Below are 21,495 nucleotides of genomic sequence, written 5' to 3' on the forward strand. Positions count from 1 at the left end.
AAACCGGCTTGCGGACGATATTGCCTATGCAGGACTGCATTATTGCTTGTGTTCCGACCGTTCAGGACGGCCTGATCCGAGGAGGTTGCTCACCATGACGATTACTCTCGCCCGCTCTCATCCTATCTATTGCGTGAAAGCCGTCGAAAGCGCCCAGGAACGGGCGCGTGCACTGAAATCGCCGGAGCTGGAAGCCTTTTACGAAGACATGCTCGAAAAAGGAGCAGAGCGCTTTGTGACAACACCGTCGTCGACCAGTGCGCTGCAGCCGCTCTATGAGGACTGTCCGAATTTCCGCGAAGTGCTGGACGACCTGACGCGCTACCTCGGCCTGTCGATTGCCGGCGGCGCCAGCATCAATGTCATGCCGGTGCTGCTGCTGGGCGATCCCGGCGTCGGCAAGACGCATTTCGGCAAGCGGCTCGCCTCGGTGCTCGGCACAGAATTCGAATTCATCAGCATGAACGCACTGTCGGCCGGCTTCGTCATCACCGGCTCTTCGTCGACCTGGAAAGGGGCGAAGTGCGGCAAGGTGGCAGAACGCCTCGTGCGCGGCAAGTTCGCCAATCCCGTGGTCCTGCTGGACGAGGTCGAGAAGGCAACCGGTTCCACGCAGTCCGATCCGATGGCCGCACTCTATCAATTGCTCGAACCGGAAACCTCGCGCGCCTTCCACGACGAATTCATCGACGTCGATCTCGATGCCAGCCAGGTGTTCTGGGTGCTGACGGCCAACAGCCTGGACGGCATTCCGCCAGCCTTGCTGTCGCGCATGGCGGTGTATGAAGTGCCATCGCCGACGCCGGACGAAGCGGCCGGCATCGCCAGGCGCGTATACATCGGTCTCCTGCGCGAGCTGAAGCTCCAGCATGTCGAGGAAGACTTGCCCGACAATGTGCTCGACAAGCTGTCGACGATATCCCCGCGCGAAATGCGCAAGACACTGCTCGATGGCCTCGGTTTTGCCGTAGCGGAAGGCCGCACGGCGCTTGTCCCCGAGGACGTTCGTCTCAAGTCCGACGCCGGCCGCCGTCGCATCGGCTTTTGAAGCTGCCGGTTTGACGGCACGCAATATCGTGCATACGGGGGGAAACGCGTCCCTCCATCGCTGCTCTCATTCAGGCGCGCGATTGATGATGGGAGAAGGGATGCCATGCTGAAACTGACTGGAGCGATTCTGCTTGCCTTGCTGGTTGCCGGCTTGTCCGGCTGCGACCGCCAGGGAAGGCCGGTCGAGGAATTCGGCCTGGATAAACTGGCCAAGGGCGTGTCGTCCGAAGGCGACGTCCGTACCGTGATGGGGCAACCCGAAACCGTCTGGGAAGAAGAGGACGGCACGCGGGTGCTCCAGTATCCCAAGGGGCCGGAAGGCGTGCGGACCTGGGAATTCACCATCGACAAGTCCGGCAAGCTCAAGGACTACCGCCAGCTCCTCACGCAGGAAAATTTTTCCAGGGTGCGACAAGGAATGAGCCGCGACGAGGTCAGGCGCATGCTCGGCAAGCCGCGTTCCGTCGCGCAATTCAAGCTCAAGAACGAAGAGGTATGGGACTGGCGCTACCAGGACGTCACGGTCCCGCGCCTGTTCAACGTTCACTTCGACATGACGTCGGGAAAGGTGGCAGGGACATCCAGCAATGATGCGTTGAACTACTGACAATGACGAAACTGAAAGACATCCGCGCAGTCCTAATTACTGGCAGCCGGGCAAGCAACACTGTCCGGAATGACAATTCGCATCATTCAAGGAGGCAAGGATGAAGAAAGTATCTATCGCATTGGCCGCATCGCTGCTGGCGCTTTCCGGCTCCGGTTACACACAATCGCAATCGCCGTCACCGACGTCGGAGATCAGGGAAAGCACCGACCCGGCGCGCTATGACGACGTCATGCGCCGTGCACAGGAAATCCAGTCCCGCCAGTCGTCCAGCGCCGATATGTCGTCCGGTGCAAGTGACGCCACAACCACGAAGAAAGCCGGCAAACGCATGCATTCGAAGAAGTCGATGAAGCGCGGCAAGGCGAACGGCAGTTCCGGCGCATCCACCGGTTCGGATGCATCGTCAGGGCAGGATACGGGGACGTCGAAATAAAATCTGATTAGTGCCGCCGCGCACCAATCACGCTGAGCCAGGCAAAAATTTGCGGCCATAGCGTGCGGTGCGCATTCTCTCCCATCAGCGCTCCGACATGGGCGAGCCCAACACCGGTATCGCCCTCATAGGAAAGCAGGCGCTTCTGTTTGCTTCCGGCCGCGTCATGGAAGGCGATCACCGAATCCGGAGGAATGACGACGCTGTGGGGATCGTAGACCGCCAGCAGCGGCGCGGTCACGTCCGATGGCGACAGCGTGCGCCCTGCGATCGTCAGGCTTCCCTGCATCAGGCTGTCGCGGCGGTACAGGTCTTCCACCACCTGCTCGAACAGGCGGCCCGGCATGGGTGACTCGTCGAGCATCCAGCGTTCCACCAGCATGTGCGTCCGGAGCGTCCGGGTCGAACCGAGGCTGGCGACAAAATCCCCATAGCGTTCGACATGGAAGGTCGCCGGCGAGGCGATCACGCTGGCCATGTTCAGCACTGAGCCGGGCACGTTGTCGAAGAATTGCGCCACCTTGTCGGCGCGCGGCCCGAAGGTGACAAGCGGGGTGAAGGAGCCGGATGCGCCGCCGAAATGCAGCGGCGATTCCACCAGCACCAGCCCGGCAACCTGTTCCGGGCGCATGGCCGCATAGATGGCCGCGAAGATGCCGCCCAGCGAATGACTGAGCAGGAACACTTGAGAGGATGGATGCGTGGTGCGGATGGCACGCACGCACAGGTCCAGCAGCCGGTAAGCATAGTCGGCCAGCCCGAGGCGGCCCTGGTGTTCGAGCGGATCGGTCCATTCCGCGAGGTAGACCTGCATGTCCTCACGCATTGCATGTTGCACCACGCTGCATTCCGGCGCGAGGTCCCAGATGTAATGGCGCTTGATCGGTGCGGGGACGATGAACGCGATGCTGTTGCCAGAGGGATTGCCGCCGTAGAAGCGCAGCCGGACGCCGGGGACGGAGAGGGCGGTCTGGTACGGGCTCTCGGTGGGACCGTAGCCCAGATGGTCCATGGCGACGCCCCGGCGCCTGCGCGCCTTGTCCAGCGATTCGAACCACCAGCGGATTCCGGACGAGACTGTTTGCATGGATTCCTCCTCGGGTTTTACGGTTCTTGATTCCTCTTGGTTGTGAACGCGCGCAATTTGTTCAATTCAATCGAAGGCGATGTTGTAGAACAGCGAGATTGCGCTGCGGGAACCTGCTTCCGCTTCGAGCGACAGTTTCGGCGAAAGGGCATAACGGACCTGAACCACGCTGCCTGCGCTTTCCAGTCCTTGCTGGTAGCTGAGGTACAGCCGCGAGGAAACCTGCTTGCCGATGGTGACGATGCGCTGCTGCAGTGTGTCCTGGCTGGTGCCGATGCTGAAGGTGTCGAGGCCGAAAGTGCTGGCGATACGCGATTGCACGCCGGCCTTCGCGCCTTCGGACAGCAGTGCGCTGGCGGCGCTCTGCAGCGCGCCGATGTCGGTATCGCCGGCCGCCGCCAGGCCTCGACCGAGGACCAGCCAGGACAGCTTCTCCGCATCCGGCACAGGCGGTTCGGATACCAGCGTCACGCGCGGGGTGAGGGCGGTGCCGCGGATCGAGACGCCGGCCTCCACTTCCTGCCCGCGCCGCATCGCGAGGATGTCCAGCGAAGGATTGTTGAGCGGGCCGCGGAAGCGCAGCAATCCCTGTTCGATCGCGAGCTCCCGTCCGTAGGCGGTGTAGGTGCCCTTGGCGACATTGATGGAGCCTTGCGCCTGCAATGCCTCGCCTGCCTTGCCCAGGAAGCGGACTTGCCCTCCCAGCATGGCGTCCAGGCCGCGTCCCTTCAGCGCGACGCTGTCGGCCAGTGCCACCGTGATGTCGACGTCGAATGCGGTCTTGTTGGCGCCGTTCTTGTGCTCGCGGCCGACGATGACAACGTCGTCGGACAGACGCGGCTTCTCGGCGCTGCCCAGATCGACGAAACCGGAATTGACGGTGAAGGTGCCGGTGGCCTTGCCCTGGTTGCCGCGCCACTCCAGTTCGCTGGCGCCACTGACGACAATGCGGCGGTCGCTGCGGTTGATCAGGGCAAACCGTTCCGCGAGCAGGGACAGGTTCGCGGTGACGCTGCCGCCGCTGACATCGATGGGGCCGGACAGGGATACGCGTCCTTCGTCGCCCTGGAAGTTCAGGCTGCGCACGAGCCAGCGGTTTCCCTGGAACTCGCTGTCCAGCGATCCCTGGCGCAGGTCCAGTCCGAGGTCGGCGAGCGCCAGTCGCAGTGACTGGCCGGTGATGCGTCCGGCCAGGCGCGGCTGTTCGACGTTGCCGCCGAGCGAGATATCGCCTTTCAGGCTGCCTTCGAGCGCCATCGCGGGAGACAGCAGCGGAGCGAGCCATGCCAGCGATGGAACGTCGATGCCGGCACTGCCGGAAATGGGCGCGTCCGGGGCGATGGCAAGACGGTTGTCGCCATTGCCCATGCTTGTTTCGCCTTGCACCCGAATGCGGCCGAGGCGCTTGCCCTCGGCCTGCATGCCAGCACTGAGCCGGCCGCCGGATACGGTTGCGCTGGCGGCGAGGGTGGAGAGGCCGAGGGCGACCGGTGCATTGGCGAGCACGGTCAGGTCGCCGCTCTGGCGGCGCAGTCCGAGCGAGCCGTTGAGCGACTCCCCGAGACGGACGTTCCATTCCCCGGCAAGCACCAGGTCTGTCCGGACCGGCGGCGCAGGCTCGATATGACTGAGAAGACGCGCGACCTGCAGCCGCTCGATGCGGCCGCGGGTGACAATACCCGTGCTGTCGCGTGAGAACACCTCGACCGCGAAGCGGCCGGCATCGGCGTCGAGCAGGAATTGCTCGAGCTGCACCCGTTCCGCTGACAGTAGGAGTGGCGCGGGCGACGACAGGCGCGCGGAAAAACGTCCATTGGCATCCAGGGCTTGTATGCTTCCCTTCCAGCGTGGGGCCGTTTCGACCTGGCCGAGTCCGCCCGATGCGCGCATGGTCCAGGCCTGGCCGGTCTCGTCGAGTGCAAGATCGATCGTGTGTGCTCCCGTCGTACCCTTGGCCGTTGCCGTAAACCGCTCCGCCTTCAGGCGTTGGGTGGAAATGCCCTTTGCCTGGAGAACGAGTTCGAGCGGCGCGTCCGGTTTGGGAGAGAACCGGAGGCGTCCGGCCAGTGCTGCAATCCTTTCGTCGCCGAGTTGCATCCCGGATGCATCCAGCTCGGCCATTCCGCTATCCAGCGGCACCGTGCGCTTGCGGTCGAGGGCGAGTTGCGCCTTTCCTTGCATGCGCTCGACACGGATGCCGCCGGGAAGGCGTGCCGCGCTCGCCGTCCATTCGGCGGAAATCCTGGGGCGGTCGAGTGTGCCGTGCGCTGTCCCGTTTGCGGAGACGGCGCCGCCAAAGCCTGCGCCGAGCTGGCCAAGCTGCGGCGCCTCCAGTCTGAAGGACAGCACTGCATCTTCGCCTGTCAGGCGGCCCTCTGCATTCAACCGGTTCGCGCCGGAAGCCAGCAGCAGGCGCGGGATCTCCAACTGTTCACCGCGCACGCGCACCTCGCCGCTGCCGGACAGCGGCTGGCCGGCGAGCCTGCTGTCGGCAATGCTGTAGGACAGGTCGGCGTCGAGGCGCGGCACGCGTTTTCCGCGGAGGGTAAACCCGGCATTCAGTTCGAGTTCAGGGAATTGCGGGAAATTACCCAGTTCGCGCAACCGGAAATGATCGACCTTGCCTTCGGCGCTGAAGGTCTTGTCCCCATCCAGCGATGCTTGCCCGGTGAAGCCGATGCGTCCGCTTCCTGCTCGCAACTCCGCCCGGTGGATCGTCAGGTTCTGCCCGTCAAGCAGCGCATGCGCGTCGAGCGTCATGCGCTGCTGGCGTTCCAGCGGCTCGCTGAGTGAAAGGCGGATCTCCTGCGCAGCGCCATCGCGTTTCAGGTCCGCCGTGCCAGCCAGCCTCGTTGCGCGGGCGCGGCCGTCCATGCGCTTCAGGTCCAGGGCATCGGTCTGGAGGTGGAGCTGCATCCGGCCATCCGCCATCTCCCCCTGTCCGTCCACGCTGCCTGCCGGACGGGAGGCGGTGCCAAGCGCCGCAGTCACCCGATCCAGCATCACGCGTCCGGCTTCCTGCCGGAAGGCAAGGCGCAGTGACTGCAGCGGGAGTTTTTTCGCATCCCATAGGCCGGCCTCCGGGTTGGTGACGTGCAGTTCTCCCGCGCCATGTTCATCGGCGGTCAAGCGAAGCGCAAGCGCGGTCGTGGGCAACTGCGGGTCGAACCGGCCGAGGTCGAGGGCGCGGGCCGACAGGTTGGCGCGGCCTAGCGGGCTTGCTGAAAAGGGATGGAGCATCACCGTGCCGTTCACGCTTGCCCGGTCCACGGCCAGGTCGAGCACGGTTTCCAGCTGCTGGAGAGAACCGTTCAGGTTGATCGTGCCCGTCGCATCGAACGTTTGCTGTCCGACGGCAGCCGTGCCGTTGCTCGCGAAGCGCGCGTCCATGGCATAAGGCCTGGTTGCGGACAGTGTGGCATTGCCCCTGAAGTCGTTGGCGAGCCGGCCGCTGCCGAGCGGAGAATCCGTCGCCAGGCGGTGGAGCTGGAGGTCATAACGGTCGCCGTCGAAAGCGAGGCGCAAGCCGGCCGGCCCAAGCCGTAGGAGGCTGATGCCGTTGCGGCGGATCTCGCCGGATTGCAGCCGCAAGTCATCGACCTGCAATTTGACAGGCAGGCCGATACGCTCCGGCAGTTGCGGCGCTTCGGGTTCCTTGCTGTCTGTGCGGTCGATCTGCAGGTGACCGATGTGCAGCGCCTCGACGTGCACCGTTCCATCCAGCAGCCTGCCCGGCTGCCAGCGCAATCGCACGCTGGACAGGGCGATACTCCCATCGTCCTGTGCCAGGGAGAGCCGCTCGACGTGCAGCATCCCGGTGATCCTGCCGCTGATTCCCTCGGCATTGAATGTGCCGCCGCTCAGTGCTCCTGCCGCGGCAAGGACAGTCCGTGCGCCGCCGGTCGTGCCGAGCAGCCAGGCGAATATCCCGATGACGAGGACGAACATTCCCAACAGCACATAAGCCGCCTTGTGTATCCGGGATGTTGCGGGTCTGGATTCAGAAGCCATAACCCACCGAGAAATGCAGCCGCGGCTTGCGCGTGGCATGTCCGTATGCCAGATCGATATTGACCGGACCGATCGGGCTGCGCCAGCGGGCGCCGACACCGGTGCCGCGTTCCAGGCGGAACCCGTTCCAGGAATCCGCCGCATTGCCCGCATCGACAAACACCGCCGCGCCCCATTGCGGCGCCAGTTGCCGCACCAGCTCCGCGCTGGCAACAGCGGTCACGGTTCCTCCCACGATGGCCCCATCCTGCGGAACGCCGAGCGAATTGAATCCGTAACCCCGCACGCTCTGGTCTCCGCCGGTGCGAAACAGCAGGTCCGCCGGAACCGTCAGGCGGCTGCCGCCGAACACCTGTCCGACATGGGCGCGCAGTACGGCTTGCCAGCGCGGGGCCAGCGGTTGCAACAGGGTGGCGCGGCTGACGACGCGGAAAATATTGCTCTCGTTGATGATGCCGCGCAGGCCGCCGCCCAGTTCCACGGAAGCGACATAACCATCCCGTGGCCGCAGTGGGTGGTCGAGGCGCCGCTTGGTGTAGGTGAAGGTGGCGACCAGCGCCTGCCGATTGTTGGCGAAGGCATCGCCGATACGCTGCCGGTCGCCGAGATAGGTCAGTGCCCAGACTTTTTCATCGAAGCGGTTGGGGCTGGTGACGCGCGCGCCGATGCGCATCTTGTCGTTGATTTCGCCGCCGCTCGTCGTCCGTTCGAGGCGGGCGCCGAAGCCTGGCTGCCAGCCGGCCGGCAGCCAGCCCGACGACACGGGCGGAAGGAAGACATCGCCGCCAAGGACATGCGTTTCGCGGTCGATCCGCAACTCCGACTCCAGCCGCCAGTCGCGCATGAGGAAATTGCGGTCCAGCCACCGTACCTGGGCGCGGGCGCCGGTATCTGTCGAAAAGCCGACACCAAGAGCCAGTCGTTTGCGCGGATTCTCGACGAGATCCAGCCGCACCGGTACCTGCCGGGGCCGCTCGCGGTCGGGTTCAAGCGTTGCGAATGCCGAGCGGAAGTAACCGCTGTCCTCGAGCCGCGCCTGAAGTTCATTCAGCTTATCCTGCGAGTAGGGATCGCCGGGCTGGATGGGATTCAGGTTGTCGATCATGGCGCGCGAATAGCGCGTCAGGCCATGGACGTCGAGTTCGCCGAAGGTGAATGCGGGGCCGGAGTCGACTTCCACCGTCAGGACCGCACTGTTGTCCTTCGGATCGATCCGTGCTTCGCTGTGCGTGATCGCGGCAGTGGGATAGTCGCGTGACAGCAGGTCTTTCAGGAGATCATTCTTCTCCTCGGTCCACGCCGGCTGCCGGAAGACATCGCCCGGGTCCAGGCCCCACCGGCGCCGGAGCCGCTTCATGCGCGATTCGTCGGCCGCTGGCCCCTCGGCGATGTCGCCCTTGAAGCGGATCGTGACGGTAGTGACGCGGACAGGCGTGCCGGGATCGATTTCCAGCTGGACGCGCCATTCCGCACCCGACGTGTCCAGCCGGGTGCGGACGACCGGGGAAAAGTAACCTTCGGTCGCGAGCAAGTCCCTGACCTGTTCCGGCGCCGTGCCGACCAGCCTTTCAAGCTGTTCGGTCGGTAACGCGTCGCCGGCCTTCCGGCTGATGTCGAGGTGCTCCGTCAGCATCTCGCGGTATTCATCCGCGCCGGAGATCTCCACCGTGTAGCTACGCACCTCCTGTGCCAGGGCCTGTGCCACAAGCATCAGTGTTGCCATCAGCGCGGCGATCGAGCGTCGCAAGCTGAGGCCTTCTGACGTATGCCTTGAAATGAAACGGATGCGCAAGGGAATGAGGAAAGTGTCTGGTAAATCGGCCCATTATTGAGGGAAAGCAAAATGTGTGCATTAGGTTAGATCAATTGACAACTTGAAGCATTTCAATGGGGCGCTTGATCGATTTGCAGTATCGGAATGGAACGATTCGCCCGGCGCGCTGTCTTTTCGCAGCCTGACGGCGATGAATGTCGGAACAAGATGGCGTGATTAGGGATATACAGTGGTTGATTCAATCCTCCAGCGGCACGAAGGCGGCGTAAACCCGGGGCAGCATATTGCGCATTTTTATCGGCATGTCGAACAGATGGTGCGGGCGGCCTGCCGCTACATCATGGACGGTTTGCGACACGGCGAGGCGGTGGTGATTGTCGCCACCCAGGCGCACTGGTCGAGGATGGTGGGCAAGCTGGCGACGATACGCGGCATCGATCTCGTCGATTCGGTGATGAGCGGCCAGCTGCGCCATATAGATGCGGAAGCGGTACTGTCCGGTTTGCTCGAAAACGGCATGCCGGACGACTGTCGTTTCCACGAACGCGCAGGCGCCCTGGTCGAGTGCTCGTTGCGCCGCTTCGGTAATGTACGGATCATCACCGAGCTTGCCGGCATGCTATGGGAGTCGGGGAACCGTGCGGCGGCCATCCGCCTCGAAGAACTGTGGAGCGGCCTCGCTACGCGTTTGCCGTTCACCCTGCTGTGTACGTACCGGTCGGACGCGTTCCGCACCGACGGGTATAATTCGGCCCTCGATAGCGTATACGGCGCGCATGCCAGCATGGACGGCTGCCGGCCGGAGAGCCAGGAGGCAAACGCATCGCAACAGGATGTCCCGCGCACGGTAAAGCCGTAGCGGATAATGGCATTGCCCGCGATATCGGGCGACAACCAATAAAGACCATGCACACTTCAACAGCCAAGGCCGACGGCACCCTTCTGCAGCAATACCCCTTGCGTGTCCTGGTCGTGGAGGATAACCGCGACCTTGCCAAGCTGTTCTGCGACCTGCTGCAAGTGATGGGGTGCGCCACGGAAGCGGTGTTCAATGCACGCATGGCGCTCGACAGCGCACGCGCGAAGGCTCCGGACCTCGTGTTCTGCGACCTTCGCCTTCCTGGCGGCAAGAGCGGTTTCGAGCTGGCTGTCGAGATGCGCGCGGACCCGGACCTGGCAGACATTCCCCTGATCGCCGTCAGCGGCTACGCCGACGGGCCTGAGCGCGAAAGGGCGCTGCAGGCCGGTTTTACGCGTGTGTTCGAAAAGCCGGTGAAGTTCGCCCAGATGATGGAAGTGCTGAACGGCTTCCGCAAGGATTGAGCGGCAGCAATGCCGCAGTGTCGTATTTCCGTCTCGCATCTGTTGCATTTCCCCATATCGCGTACAATCGATCCATTGCCAAATGGCAATTTTCGCGTGCATCGAAAGTCCCTGATATGGCGGCCGTCCTTCCCATTGCACCTTCCCTCAAGCTGTCCGAGCTGATTGGCGCGTTCAGCTACGCGCTCGACCTGACCGAAGGACAGCCTCCCGGGCACTGCATCCGCTGCTGCTGGATCGGCATGCATATCGGACAGGAAGCCAGGTTGTCCCGGGACCAGCTGTGGGAGCTGTACTACACCTTGCTGCTCAAGGATCTCGGCTGCAGCAGCAATGCGGCGCGTATCTGCGAGCTGTACCTGACCGATGACCTCCAGTTCAAGAGGGATTTCAAGCGCGTGGGCGACAGCCTTCCGCAAGTGCTTTCGTTTGTCCTGACGCATACCGGCCTTCAGGCCGGCCTGGCGGAGCGGTTCAGGAGCGTCATGACCATCTTCCGGAACGGCAGCGAGATCGCCCATGACCTCATTGCGACCCGGTGCCAGCGCGGCGCGGAGATCGCCAGGCTGTTGCATTTTCCGGACGGCGTCGCGGCCGGCATTTACAGCCTCGACGAACACTACAACGGCAACGGCAAACCGGACAGGCTGGCGGGGGATGCCATACCGGTCTATTCGCGCATCGCACTGCTTGCGCAGGTCGTCGATGTATTCCATGCCGCCGGCGGCCGCAGCGGGGCGCTGGAGGAAGTGCGCCGCCGCTCCGGGCACTGGTTCGACCCGGAATTCGTCCGTGCCTTTGAACAGGTCGCGCTGGCAGAGGCATTCTGGAATACGCTCGAATCGCCGGACGTCGATGCGGCGGTACACGTCCTGGAGCCTTCCGGTTACGAAGTGCCGCTGGACGACGACTACCTGGACGATATCGCTGCCGCCTTCGGCCAGGTGGTGGACTCGAAAAGCCCTTACACGAGCGGGCACAGCATCCGCGTTGCGCTCTACACCGACATGATTGCCGAAGAGCTTGGCTTGTCGCACGAGCGTCGCCGCTGGCTCAAACGCGGAGCATTGCTGCACGACGTCGGCAAGCTGGGCGTCAGCAATAGTGTGCTGGACAAGGCGGGCAAGCTGGACCGTGCCGAATGGGACGCCGTCAAGCAGCATGCCGCCTATACCGAAACCATCCTTGGACGCATCGGTGCTTTTTCCGAGCTGGCGCAGGTTGCCGGCGCCCACCATGAACGGCTGGATGGCGGCGGTTACCCGCGCGGTCTGACGGAACGGGATATTTGCACTGAAACCCGCATCATCACCACTGCGGATATATTTGATGCCATCACCGCCGACCGCCCTTATCGGGGCGCGATTCCCATTCCAAAAGCCCTGGAAATGATGGAACAGACGGTTGGCACCGCGCTCGATCCAGCCTGTTTCGAGGCGCTCAAGAGCGCCATTGCGAAATTGCCGCAATAGCGGTTTCTGCAGCGGCGCATCCACGGAGGCGCGCTGCAGGAGCGCCGATCGCCTGTGGCTTCATGTCTTCAAGCGCGAAGCAAGGGGTAAAGAACCAGGCCCACCGCCGCCGCGGCAGCGATGACGACAGGCTCCTGCAGCTTCTTGAACCGCCACAGCAGCGCGACAGTGACCAGGGCAATCAGCGCGGTCGGAATGTCGATAATCGACCGCTTTGCGATCACGATCACCGAGCCGGCAATGGCGCCGATCGCGGCTGCGGTGATGCCGTCGACGAACGCGACGACGCCCGGCAGCTTGCCGTATTTCTTGAAGTACGGCGCGGGGATGATGGTGAGCAGGTAGCACGGCAGGAAGGTGGCCACGGCCGCGACCGTCGCTCCGGGCAAGCCGGCAATCAGGTAGCCGATAAAGCCGACCGTAATGACAACCGGTCCAGGCGTGATCATCGCAACGGCGACCGCATCGACGAACTGCTTTTCGGTCAGCCACTGATGCTCGGTGACCGTGCCGCCATAGAGGAACGGCACGATGGCCAGGCCCGAACCGAACACGAATGCGCCGGCCTTCGCGAAGAACAAGCCGATCTGGGTGAGCAGCGAAACATCCATCGTTCCGAACAAGCTGCCCGCCATGGGGAGCTGCGTGAGTGCGGCGCCGTTCACATTGCCTTTGCCCAGCCAGCGCGGCGGCGCGCGCAGCAGCCAGACCAGCACGCCCGCGGCGATGAACAGCCAGGCGATTTCGGATTCGGTCATGATGGTCACCACCGCCAGCAACAGGTAGATGGCCCACAACAGTTTGTCCTTGCCGACGCTCTTCTCGGTGAGTTTCTTGGCGCTCATCGCAATGATGCCGATCACCGCCGCACCCACGCCATAGAACACCGCCTGCATCCACGGTATGCCGCCGAAGCGCACATACGCCCAGCCCAGCACGACGACCATGGTGAACGACGGGATGACGAATGCGAGGCCGGCCAGCGTCGCGCCGAGGATGCGATAGTGCACGTAGCCGAGATAGATGCCGAGCTGCGCCGCGAGCGGCCCCGGCGCCAGTTGGGACAACGCAAGGCCTTCCTTGTAGTCCGCCTCGGTAATCCATTTGCGTTCCTCGACCAGGTCGCGGTGCATGTAGCCTACCAGCGCCACCGGCCCGCCGAATCCGAGCGTGCCCAGGCGCAGCATGTAAAGGACGAGTTGCCAAAGCGTGTAGCTCGGTTTGTCGACGGAATTGCTCATTGCGTACGTTCTCTGTTGAAGTGGATGTAAAGGGAATCGAGGACTGCGCCCATCCCGGCAAGCAAGGCATCGTCGTCGCCGCTGTGCCGCGCCCTCGCACCGGCAAGGATGGCTTCAAATCCCGCGGCTTCGGCGGGAACCGCGCCGCCGACATCCAGTGCGTGGACAAGCGCCGCAAGCTTTGCGAGGCCGGGGTCGCCATCAAGGTTGAAGCTGGCGAGCAGTACCTCAAACGAGACCTTGTCCCCGACATGGGTGAAGGCCGCACCGTCAAAATCAAAGCCGAGGGCATGCTTCGGGCATTTCGCCGGGCTGTCGAGCCAAAGGAAGCGGGCGTGGCGGTCGATGAATCGCTGGATCAGCCAGGCACTGGCAACACGGTCGACCCAGAGATTGCGGCGCGTTGCCCAGATGCGCTGCTGATAGTCCTCTTTCTTCAGCGCCGGGATCGCATGCGTCGCAGGCTGCGGCTCGCCGGGCGAGAGTGTCGCGTTGGCCGCGTCTTCGAAGTCGGTCCAGGCGGCTTCGACTGCCAGCGACGCTTCATCGGGGAAAAAGTCGATGCGCCGGACGAGTTCACGCTCCTTGCGCAGGCGCTTGAGCGTTCTTGCAATGTCCGTGGGAGGCTGGGATGCCAGTTCCTTTCTTGCCTTGGTCAGCGCGCCGGCCAGGGAGGCATATTCCTCCGCACGGCTGAACAATGCCTGGAAGGCTGCATTGTCCTCTTCGGAACGCGCGGTAACGCCAACCACCCACGCTTGTCCACCTTCCGCATTGGTTTGGGCAGCAAGCTCGGCCAGGGCAGCGGCGTGAACATCAGGCAGGAGATATGCGCCATCGCGGAGAGACGCGCAGCCCAGGGCCTTGATCGCGCGCCACAGGCGCATGCGCGCAGTGGCGCCGGATGTCGGCAGGCTGACGACCAGCAGGCTCCAAGTCGAATTATTTATTGTCATGTAGAGTAATCTACATGATGTATGAATGATTACAAATATGTTTTTCGAGTCTGCGCATGCGCGCGGCGTCGGCTTATGCCGTCGCGGGCCGCGACTGACTTGTCTTCCGCCTCGCCATCATCCATACGCCGATGACGCCGGCGGCGACAAGGCCAAGATCCTGCGGCACGCCCAGCAGGAACGCAGCCTGCCCGCCGATCAGCGACAGCCCGGCAAAACCATAGGCCAAGGGGTTGATGCGCGCGAAGAAGGCAAGGTGATAGGCGACCGCAATCCATGCCCAGAGAAATGCCAGAATAGCCGACACCGCCGGCCCGGCCATGGGGTGTTTCGTGAAGACCAGGAAGATGGCAATGAGGGCGAGCGCCAGCAACAAGAGTTGAGCCGGCCAAACCGCCTCGTTGTATACGTGGAAGACCGCAAAGAACTGCTTGACGGTGAAGGGGATTTTCATGGCATCCTCCCGCAGTTTCAGCGATTGCAAGAATCACTATCCTCGCAATGGAGAATAAGATCCTTGTTTCGGGTCAACCGGATTCAAGCGGATGTCCGGAAATATTATCGTTTCCCGCTGATCATGGCGCCGTTGGTATAATCACTGCTCAACTCGTCCAATGACTTCCCGTGCGTCGCATTCTCTGCATTTTCCTGATGCTCCTGCTTCCCTTGCACAGCTTTGCCGTGCAGGACGGCGAGTTTGCGCTCAAGAAAGCGTTTGACATCGCCCACGAGGTCGATCACATGGAAGGGGCGAGCCATCATCACGACGAGCATGGGACGCACTATGACGACTCGGGCGAGTCGGCAAAGCACTTCGCGGAACATTCCGCGTCCCAGCCTTGCGTCGCACTGCCGTCCATCGCAGTACCGTTCCTTGCGAGTATGCCGTTCAAGGCCGCTCGCAGCGACCTCGGCCACTTTATTCCCGATCCTGTTCCTGAACGGCCGCAACGGCCTCCTCAATCCCTCGGTTGATCCACCGAGGGCATTTCAGCACTCATCCTGACTTTCGCTGAGTCCGTCCGCGCGACATCCTGTCGCGCCGGTCGTATTTGCCTTCGGTCCTGGCTTTTTCATACCGAATGGAGATTGCATGCGTGCATATTATTTAAGTGTTTTGTTTTCCGCCGTGGCGCTGGCATCGCCCATGGCGTTGTCACAATCGGGGCCGCCCGGCTTGAAAGCTGCCTTCGACGCGGCTTGGCAAAGGTCGCCGCAAGGCCGGACCCTGGAGGCCCGTCGCAACGAGATGCTTGCCGGCCGCGATGCGGCGGACACCTGGATTGCCGGTTCGCCGACCGTTGGTCTTGCGCAGAGAAGCGACCGCTGGACCGACCGGAACGGCGTCAGGGAAACGGAAGTGTCGCTCTCCGCGCCGGTCTGGCTGCCAGGCCAGAAAGCCGCGCGCCAGGGCCTTGCCGAAAGCAGTTCAGAAGACCTGGAAGCACAAATCGCCAGCGCGCGGCTGGACATTGCCGGCGAAGTGCGCGAGCGGCTTTGGGCGGTCGCTGCTGCGCAAGAAGCACTCAACGAGGCCGAAGATCACGAAGACCATCTCGAAGGCATTGCTGACGAAGTGATGCGCCGGGTCGAGGCTGGCGATCTTGCGCGGATTGACGGCATTCTTGCACAGCAGGAAGTATTGGCAGCCAGGGGGGCGGTTGCTTCTGCCCGCGCCAGGATGCAGGAAGCGCAGGCACGTTACACCGCCTTGACCGGTCAACCGGATATCCCTTCCATCGAGCCGGAACCGATTGCCGAGGGAGTACGCGAGCAGCATCCGCGGATGCTGGCCGCGCGCGCGGCCCTTAAGCGCTCCCAGGCCTCGCTGGACGTGGTGAATCGCACGCGCAGCGAACCGCCGACAATCGGCCTGCTGATGCGGCGGGAAAAGGAAGGCGCAGCCAGTCCGGCATCGAGCGTGGGCGTGTCCGTTCAAATTCCGATCGGCACCAATGCCCGCAACCGCCCGCTTGAAACAGCCGCACAAACGCAGATCGCGTCCGCCGCCGCCGAGTTGGCGCAAACCGAGGCGACACTGCAGGCGGACATCGACATGGCAAGGCTGCAGCTCACGACTTCCCGGCAGGCGCTCGACGCTACAACGGCGCGCCTTGCACTGGCACGCGAGCATATGGCGCTCATCGAAAAGGCATTCCGCTTCGGCGAGCGCGGCCTGGCGGAGCTGTTGCGCTCGCAAAGCCAGCTGCACGACGCCGAGTTCGCCGAAAGCCAACAGCGTGTGGCAGCAGGTCTTGCCCATGCCCGACTGAATCAAGCATTAGGAATCACTCCATGAACATCCTCAATATCTTCCTTTTTTACGTGGTGACGATGTCTGCGGCCTTCGCGGCGCCGGGCGCCCACGGTCCGAACGGCGAGCATCTGGATGCGCCGGGCGGCCATGCGGTCAGCGATGCCGGGCCCCGCATCGAAACATTCACCGAATCATTCGAACTGGTCGGCCGCCTGCAGGATGGCGAGCTTTCCATGCTGATTGACCGCTACGACACCAACGAGCCTGTCCTGAACGGCAAGCTCGAAGTCGAGTTCAACGGCATGAAGGTCGCCGCCAGGTTTCACGCCGATCATGGCGACTATGCCGTCGACGATGAAAACTTCCTGAAAGCCCTGGCCAAACCCGGGAAACACGCGCTCCTGTTCACATTGACCGCGGGAGACGACAGCGACCTTCTTGAAGGCATGCTGGAGGTGAAAGCCGGAGAGGGCGCCCATGGCCATTCCGACGACGACCACGACCATCCGCGCACCAACCTGACGACCTGGGCAATCGCCGGCTTGCTGCTGGCGGCACTGCTCGTCGCCATCGTCATTCGCCAGCTGCGCCGCAAGCCCTGACAGGAAAAATCATGCTGAACAAATACAAGACCATTGTTTTCTCTCTTTTGATGGCAGGTGCGCTCTCGCCTGTCGCCCTTGCCGCACCGGGCGCCCACGGCCCCAACGGCGAACACCTCGATGCCCCTGCATCCGGCAACGCCACCGGCCTCGCGCGTCTCCCGGACGGCAGCGTCAATGTGCCGAAGCAGGCACAGCGCCGCATGGCCATCCGTACGGTGAAGGGCCATGAAGACGAGCACCCGTTCACGGTTGAATTGAACGGGCGCGTCGGCATCGACCCGAACGCAGGCGGCCGGGTGCAGGCGCCGTTTTCCGGACGGATCGAAGCCGGACCCAAAGGGCTCCCGGTTGCGGGCCAGCGGGTCGAAAAAGGCCAGGTCCTTGCGTACGTGCTGCCGATTGCCAGCGCCGTCGAGCGCGGCAACCAGCAGGCGCAGCTGGTCGATATCCGTGCCAACCGCCAGTTGGCAGAACAACGCGTGAAGCGTCTCGAGGCGCTGGAAGGAACCGTGCCGCAAAAGGAAATCGAAGCGGCGCATGCGGAGCTGAACAGCCTGATCGGCCGTGAACGGGCGGTGGCGGCAAGCGTAAGCGGAAATGAAGCCGTCACCGCGTCGGCCTCCGGCGTCATTGCCAGCGCAAACATCCTGGCGGGGCAGATCGTGGAAGCGCGCGATGTGCTGTTCGACATCGTTGACCCGGCCCGCATGGTGGTTGAAGCGGCAACCCCGGACGCATCGCTCACGGGCAGGATCGCCAATGCGGGACTGGCCGGCTACCCGGGCGCCGAGCTGTCCTTCATCGGCGGTGGACGAAGCCTGCGTGACGGCGCCTTGCCCCTCACTTTCAGGGCAAACCTGAAGGATGCCGCGCTTGCCGTCGGGCAGCCTGTGACGGTGGTCGCCAGGTTGAACGAGAAGGTGAAGGGCATCGCGCTGCCCGCGGAGGCACTGGTCCGCAACCCGAACAACGAGCCCGTCGTGTGGATCAAGTCCGGTGCGGAACGCTTCATTGCGCAACCGGTCGAGGTCAAGCCGCTGGACGCGAAAACGATCGTCGTCGTCAAGGGTTTGGGACCGGACAACCGCGTTGTCGTCTCCGGCGCCTCGCTGGTCAACCAGATCAGATAGGGGCGCACACATGTTCAATTGGATAGTTCGTTTCAGCCTGACCAGCCGGCTGTTCGTGCTGGCGGCGGCAGCGATGCTGGTGGTCTACGGCGCGCTGATGGCGACCCGCACGCCGGTCGATGTCTTCCCGGACCTGAACAAGCCGCTGGTCACCATCCTGACGGAAGCCGGAGGCATGGCGCCGGAAGAAGTCGAGCAACTGGTGTCATTCCCGATCGAGACATCGCTCAACGGCATGCCCGGCGTGACCCGCGTGCGGTCGGTGTCCGGTGTCGGCCTGTCGATCGTGTACGCCGAATTCGACTGGGGCACCGACATCTACCGCAATCGCCAGCAGGTGTCGGAACGCCTTACCCTGGTCAGGGAGCAGCTCCCCGGCGGCATCACGCCTGTCATGGGGCCGGTGTCGTCCATCATGGGCGAGATCATGCTGATTGCGCTGCCCATCGATGTATCGAAAGCCAGCCCGATGCAGGCGCGGGAATATGCGGACTTTGTCCTGCGCCCGCGTCTGCTGTCGATTTCCGGCGTCTCGCAAGTCATTCCGATCGGCGGCGACGTGCGGCAATTGCGCATCGAGCCCGATACCGCACGCATGGCGCAGTTCAACGTGACGCTCGACCAGGTGGAGGCATCGGTGCGCGGCTTCGCCGGCAACACCAGCGGCGGCTTCATCGACCTGAACAGCCGGGAATACCTGATCCGCAATCTTGGCCGGACCAACAGGCTCGATGACGTGAAGGGACTGGCTGTCGCGTTCCGCAACGGCACGCCCATCCTGCTTGAGCAGGTCGCTTCCGTCAGGTACGCACCGGCATTCAAGCGGGGCGATGCAGGCATGAACGGCAAGCCGGCGGTCATTGTCAGCGTGCAGAAGCAGCCGGCCGCGGACACCGTGAAGCTGACGCGCGACATCGAGAATGCATTGGCGGAACTCAGGCAGGGACTTCCCGCCGGCCTGTCGACGCCCGAAGTCCTGTTCCGGCAGGCAGACTTCATCGAGGCTTCCATCAACAACGTGGTGGAAGCATTGCGCGACGGCGCGATCCTGGTTGCCATCGTCCTGTTCGCATTCCTGCTGAACTTCCGCACCACGGCGATTTCGCTGATTGCGATTCCGTTGTCGCTGGCGGTGACCGCAGTCGCCTTTCACCTGCTGGGGCAGTCGATCAACGTCATGACCCTGGGCGGACTGGCGATTGCGATCGGCGAACTGGTCGATGACGCGGTCGTGGATGTGGAGAACATCCTGCGCCGCCTGAAGCAGCGGCGCAGTGAAGCCAATCCATTATCGGTGCTGGAAACCATCTGGAAAGCTTCCGTCGAGGTGCGGTCCGGCATCGTCTATGCCACCATCATCGTGGTGCTGGTGTTCGTGCCGCTGTTTGCCTTGCCCGGCATCGAAGGCCGGCTGTTCGCTCCGCTTGGCGTGGCTTACATCGTCTCCATCCTGGCCTCGATGCTGGTGTCCATGACGGTCACTCCGGTACTTGCGTACTACCTGCTGCCTGACATGAAACAGCTTGCGCACGGCGACAGCCCCGTCGTGCAACGGCTGAAGGCATGGGATACCCGCATCCTGGAATGGTCCTTCCCGAGGGCGAAAGGCATTCTGGCAGTTGCCGCCGTCGCGGTGGTGGCCGCCGCAGCCAGCGTGCCGTTCTTTCCGCGTGCGTTCCTTCCGGCCTTCAACGAAGGTTCGCTGGTGATGGGGATGACTTTCACCCCTGGAACCTCGCTGGCGGAGGCGAACCGCATGGGTGCGCTTGCCGAAACACTCGCCCAGGAAGTGCCGGAGGTAAAGAAGGTCGGCCGCCGCACCGGCCGCGCCGAACTCGACGAGCATGCGGAAGGCGTCCACTCGGCGGAAATCGACATTGACCTGAAGCGATCCGGGCGTGACCGCGAACAGATCATGGCCGATATCCGCTCGCGCCTTGCCGTCATCCCTGCATCGATTGCCATCGGCCAGCCGATTTCGCACCGGCTCGACCACCTGCTGTCCGGCGTCAGGGCACAGATCGCGCTGAAAATCTATGGCGACGACCTCGATACCCTGCGCGGCCTCGCCGAAAGCCTGCGCGGCAGGTTGGCAACCGTTCCGGGACTGGTCGACCTGTCGGTCGAACGCCAGGTGCTTATCCCGCAGGTCAAGGTGCGTGTCGATTATCGAAAGGCCGCCCAGTATGGACTCGCGCCGGGACAGGTGTTGAGTGCCTTGCAGACCTTGTCGGAAGGCGAGCGCGTGACCCAGGTGGTCGACGGCCCGCGCCGCTTCGACCTGCTGGTGCGCATGCCGGACGAGAGCCGCTCGCCGCAGGATTTGGCCCGGGTCATGCTCGACACTCCCGCAGGACGGATTCCGCTGTCGCAGGTTGCCACCGTCGAGGAAGGCGATGGCCCGAACCAGATCGGACGCGAGAACGGACGCCGGCGCATCGTTGTCTATGCGAACACGGATGGTTCGGACATGTCCCGCGTCATTGGAGACGTTCGCAAGGCGATTGCCGCGACCCGGCTTCCGGGCAGCTACTTCGTCAGTATCGAGGGGCAGTTCCAGGCGCAGGAACAGGCGACAAAGCTGATTATCAGCCTGTCGCTGGTCTCGCTGGCGATGATCTTCCTGGTGCTGTTCTCACGCTACAAGTCCGCTGTCCTGGCCCTGGTCATCATGGGGAACATTCCATTTGCCTTGATCGGCAGTGTCATCGCCATGTGGATTGCAGGCGTGTCGCTTTCCGTGGCATCGATGGTCGGCTTCATTACACTGGCCGGCATTGCCACACGCAACGGCATCCTGAAGGTCAGCCACTACATCAACCTGTGCAAGTTCGAGGGCGAAACCTTCGGCATGCCGATGATCGTGCGCGGTTCGCTGGAGCGGCTGACCCCTGTGCTCATGACGGCACTGGTTGCCGCGTTTGCGCTGGTGCCGTTGCTGCTGGCCGCCGATGCACCCGGCAAGGAAATCCTGCATCCGGTGGCTGTGGTGATTTTCGGCGGGCTGGTCAGCTCGACGATACTTGATTCGCTGTTGACGCCGCTGATTTTCTGGCTGGTGGGACGCAGGCCGCTGGACGCACTTGTTGCAGGCGAATCGAAGGAAGCTTATTAAGAATGGGCTATTGCAGCGGCGCCCATGACAGAGCCGCTGCCCATATGGAGAAAGCAATGAAGAAACTGATGGCCCTCGTGGCAATGGCGGTAACTGTGGCGGTATCCGGAAGTGCCTTGGCACACGGAGACAAGCCGAAGCACGGCGGCGTCGTGAGCAGTGCAAGCGACCTGCACTTCGAGCTGGTCAATAACGACGGCAAAGCGACGATTTATGTTGAAGACCACGGCAAGCCAAAGACAACGAGCGGCGCGACCGGAAAGCTGACGGTCCTGACCGGAGCAGAAAAAACGGAGGTTCCCCTTGAGGCCGTCGGCGACAATACGATGGTCGCCAATGGTGACGCCAGGCTGGCGAAGGGTTCAAAGGCTGTTGCGACCGTGACCTTTGCGGACAAGAAGACTGTCAACGTAAGGTTCGCTGTGAAGTAA

At 63.1% G+C, this 21,495-nt stretch carries 18 protein-coding genes; 12 read left to right on the forward strand and 6 right to left on the reverse strand.

The features are described from left to right. Nucleotides 1–94 precede the first annotated feature (94 nt). From AC3WOY_RS24255 to AC3WOY_RS24265, 3 genes are all read left to right on the forward strand, one after another. Entirely contained in the window at nucleotides 95–1,048 is a 954-nt protein-coding gene (locus AC3WOY_RS24255) for an AAA family ATPase (RefSeq protein WP_492428485.1), read from the forward strand. Between the two features lie 105 nt (nucleotides 1,049–1,153). Then, the gene (bamE, locus tag AC3WOY_RS24260) at nucleotides 1,154–1,657 is read left to right on the forward strand and encodes an outer membrane protein assembly factor BamE domain-containing protein (protein WP_492428487.1); all 504 of its coding nucleotides are present in this window, start codon (nucleotides 1,154–1,156) and stop codon (nucleotides 1,655–1,657) included. A 100-nt stretch (nucleotides 1,658–1,757) separates the two neighbouring features. Next, nucleotides 1,758–2,093 (forward strand): hypothetical protein, encoded by a 336-nt coding sequence (locus AC3WOY_RS24265; protein ID WP_492428489.1) that lies wholly within the window; start codon nucleotides 1,758–1,760, stop codon nucleotides 2,091–2,093. Between the two features lie 7 nt (nucleotides 2,094–2,100). Here AC3WOY_RS24265 and AC3WOY_RS24270 read toward each other — a convergent pair whose 3' ends face one another. The 3 genes from AC3WOY_RS24270 to AC3WOY_RS24280 all read right to left on the reverse strand — a co-directional run bounded on the left by AC3WOY_RS24270 (nucleotide 2,101) and on the right by AC3WOY_RS24280 (nucleotide 8,938). Beyond that, nucleotides 2,101–3,180 (reverse strand): alpha/beta fold hydrolase, encoded by a 1,080-nt coding sequence (locus AC3WOY_RS24270; protein WP_492428491.1) that lies wholly within the window; start codon nucleotides 3,178–3,180, stop codon nucleotides 2,101–2,103. 66 nt (nucleotides 3,181–3,246) lie between these two features. Beyond that, nucleotides 3,247–7,140, reverse strand: a complete 3,894-nt coding sequence (locus AC3WOY_RS24275) for a translocation/assembly module TamB domain-containing protein (RefSeq protein ID WP_492428493.1) — start codon at nucleotides 7,138–7,140, stop codon at nucleotides 3,247–3,249. A gap of 40 nt (nucleotides 7,141–7,180) precedes the next feature. After that, complete coding sequence (locus tag AC3WOY_RS24280; protein WP_492428495.1) at nucleotides 7,181–8,938, reverse strand: autotransporter assembly complex protein TamA; 1,758 nt, start codon at nucleotides 8,936–8,938, stop codon at nucleotides 7,181–7,183. Between the two features lie 256 nt (nucleotides 8,939–9,194). On the opposite strand from AC3WOY_RS24280, the gene AC3WOY_RS24285 reads away from it, so the two are divergent. The 3 genes from AC3WOY_RS24285 (at nucleotide 9,195) to AC3WOY_RS24295 (ending at nucleotide 11,760) form a co-directional block, all read left to right on the forward strand. Continuing rightward, the gene (locus AC3WOY_RS24285) at nucleotides 9,195–9,824 is read left to right on the forward strand and encodes an MEDS domain-containing protein (protein WP_492428497.1); all 630 of its coding nucleotides are present in this window, start codon (nucleotides 9,195–9,197) and stop codon (nucleotides 9,822–9,824) included. Nucleotides 9,825–9,871: 47 nt separating this feature from the next. Continuing rightward, nucleotides 9,872–10,288, forward strand: coding sequence for a response regulator (locus AC3WOY_RS24290; protein ID WP_492428499.1), 417 nt, complete (start codon nucleotides 9,872–9,874; stop codon nucleotides 10,286–10,288). Nucleotides 10,289–10,404: 116 nt separating this feature from the next. Further along, nucleotides 10,405–11,760: an HD-GYP domain-containing protein gene (locus AC3WOY_RS24295; RefSeq protein ID WP_492428501.1), complete on the forward strand. Its 1,356-nt coding sequence runs from the start codon at nucleotides 10,405–10,407 to the stop codon at nucleotides 11,758–11,760. A 68-nt stretch (nucleotides 11,761–11,828) separates the two neighbouring features. On the opposite strand, the gene AC3WOY_RS24300 is transcribed toward AC3WOY_RS24295, so the two are convergent. The 3 genes from AC3WOY_RS24300 to AC3WOY_RS24310 form a co-directional block, all read right to left on the reverse strand. Further along, a complete protein-coding gene (locus AC3WOY_RS24300; protein WP_492428503.1) occupies nucleotides 11,829–13,001 on the reverse strand; it encodes a chromate transporter in 1,173 nt (390 codons plus the stop codon). Beyond that, a complete protein-coding gene (locus AC3WOY_RS24305) occupies nucleotides 12,998–13,957 on the reverse strand; it encodes a chromate resistance protein ChrB domain-containing protein (RefSeq protein WP_492428505.1) in 960 nt (319 codons plus the stop codon). The genes AC3WOY_RS24300 and AC3WOY_RS24305 overlap by 4 nt, the downstream gene beginning before the upstream one ends. A gap of 73 nt (nucleotides 13,958–14,030) precedes the next feature. Further along, the gene (locus AC3WOY_RS24310; protein ID WP_492428507.1) at nucleotides 14,031–14,411 is read right to left on the reverse strand and encodes a DUF6064 family protein; all 381 of its coding nucleotides are present in this window, start codon (nucleotides 14,409–14,411) and stop codon (nucleotides 14,031–14,033) included. Nucleotides 14,412–14,581: 170 nt separating this feature from the next. Between AC3WOY_RS24310 and AC3WOY_RS24315 the strand changes: the two genes are divergently transcribed. The 6 genes from AC3WOY_RS24315 (at nucleotide 14,582) to AC3WOY_RS24340 (ending at nucleotide 21,495) form a co-directional block, all read left to right on the forward strand. Then, on the forward strand, nucleotides 14,582–14,932 hold the full coding sequence (locus AC3WOY_RS24315) for a hypothetical protein (RefSeq protein WP_492428509.1): 351 nt from the start codon (nucleotides 14,582–14,584) through the stop codon (nucleotides 14,930–14,932). Nucleotides 14,933–15,050: 118 nt separating this feature from the next. Then, entirely contained in the window at nucleotides 15,051–16,256 is a 1,206-nt protein-coding gene (locus AC3WOY_RS24320; protein WP_492428511.1) for a TolC family protein, read from the forward strand. After that, a complete protein-coding gene (locus AC3WOY_RS24325; RefSeq protein WP_492428513.1) occupies nucleotides 16,253–16,816 on the forward strand; it encodes a hypothetical protein in 564 nt (187 codons plus the stop codon). The genes AC3WOY_RS24320 and AC3WOY_RS24325 overlap by 4 nt, the downstream gene beginning before the upstream one ends. Before the next feature lie 11 nt (nucleotides 16,817–16,827). Next, nucleotides 16,828–17,949, forward strand: coding sequence for an efflux RND transporter periplasmic adaptor subunit (locus tag AC3WOY_RS24330; protein WP_492420900.1), 1,122 nt, complete (start codon nucleotides 16,828–16,830; stop codon nucleotides 17,947–17,949). Between the two features lie 10 nt (nucleotides 17,950–17,959). Further along, nucleotides 17,960–21,064: an efflux RND transporter permease subunit gene (locus AC3WOY_RS24335; RefSeq protein WP_492428515.1), complete on the forward strand. Its 3,105-nt coding sequence runs from the start codon at nucleotides 17,960–17,962 to the stop codon at nucleotides 21,062–21,064. A 56-nt stretch (nucleotides 21,065–21,120) separates the two neighbouring features. Further along, the gene (locus tag AC3WOY_RS24340; RefSeq protein WP_492428517.1) at nucleotides 21,121–21,495 is read left to right on the forward strand and encodes a hypothetical protein; all 375 of its coding nucleotides are present in this window, start codon (nucleotides 21,121–21,123) and stop codon (nucleotides 21,493–21,495) included.

Source organism: Noviherbaspirillum sp. FW303-A3 (genome assembly GCF_058788695.1).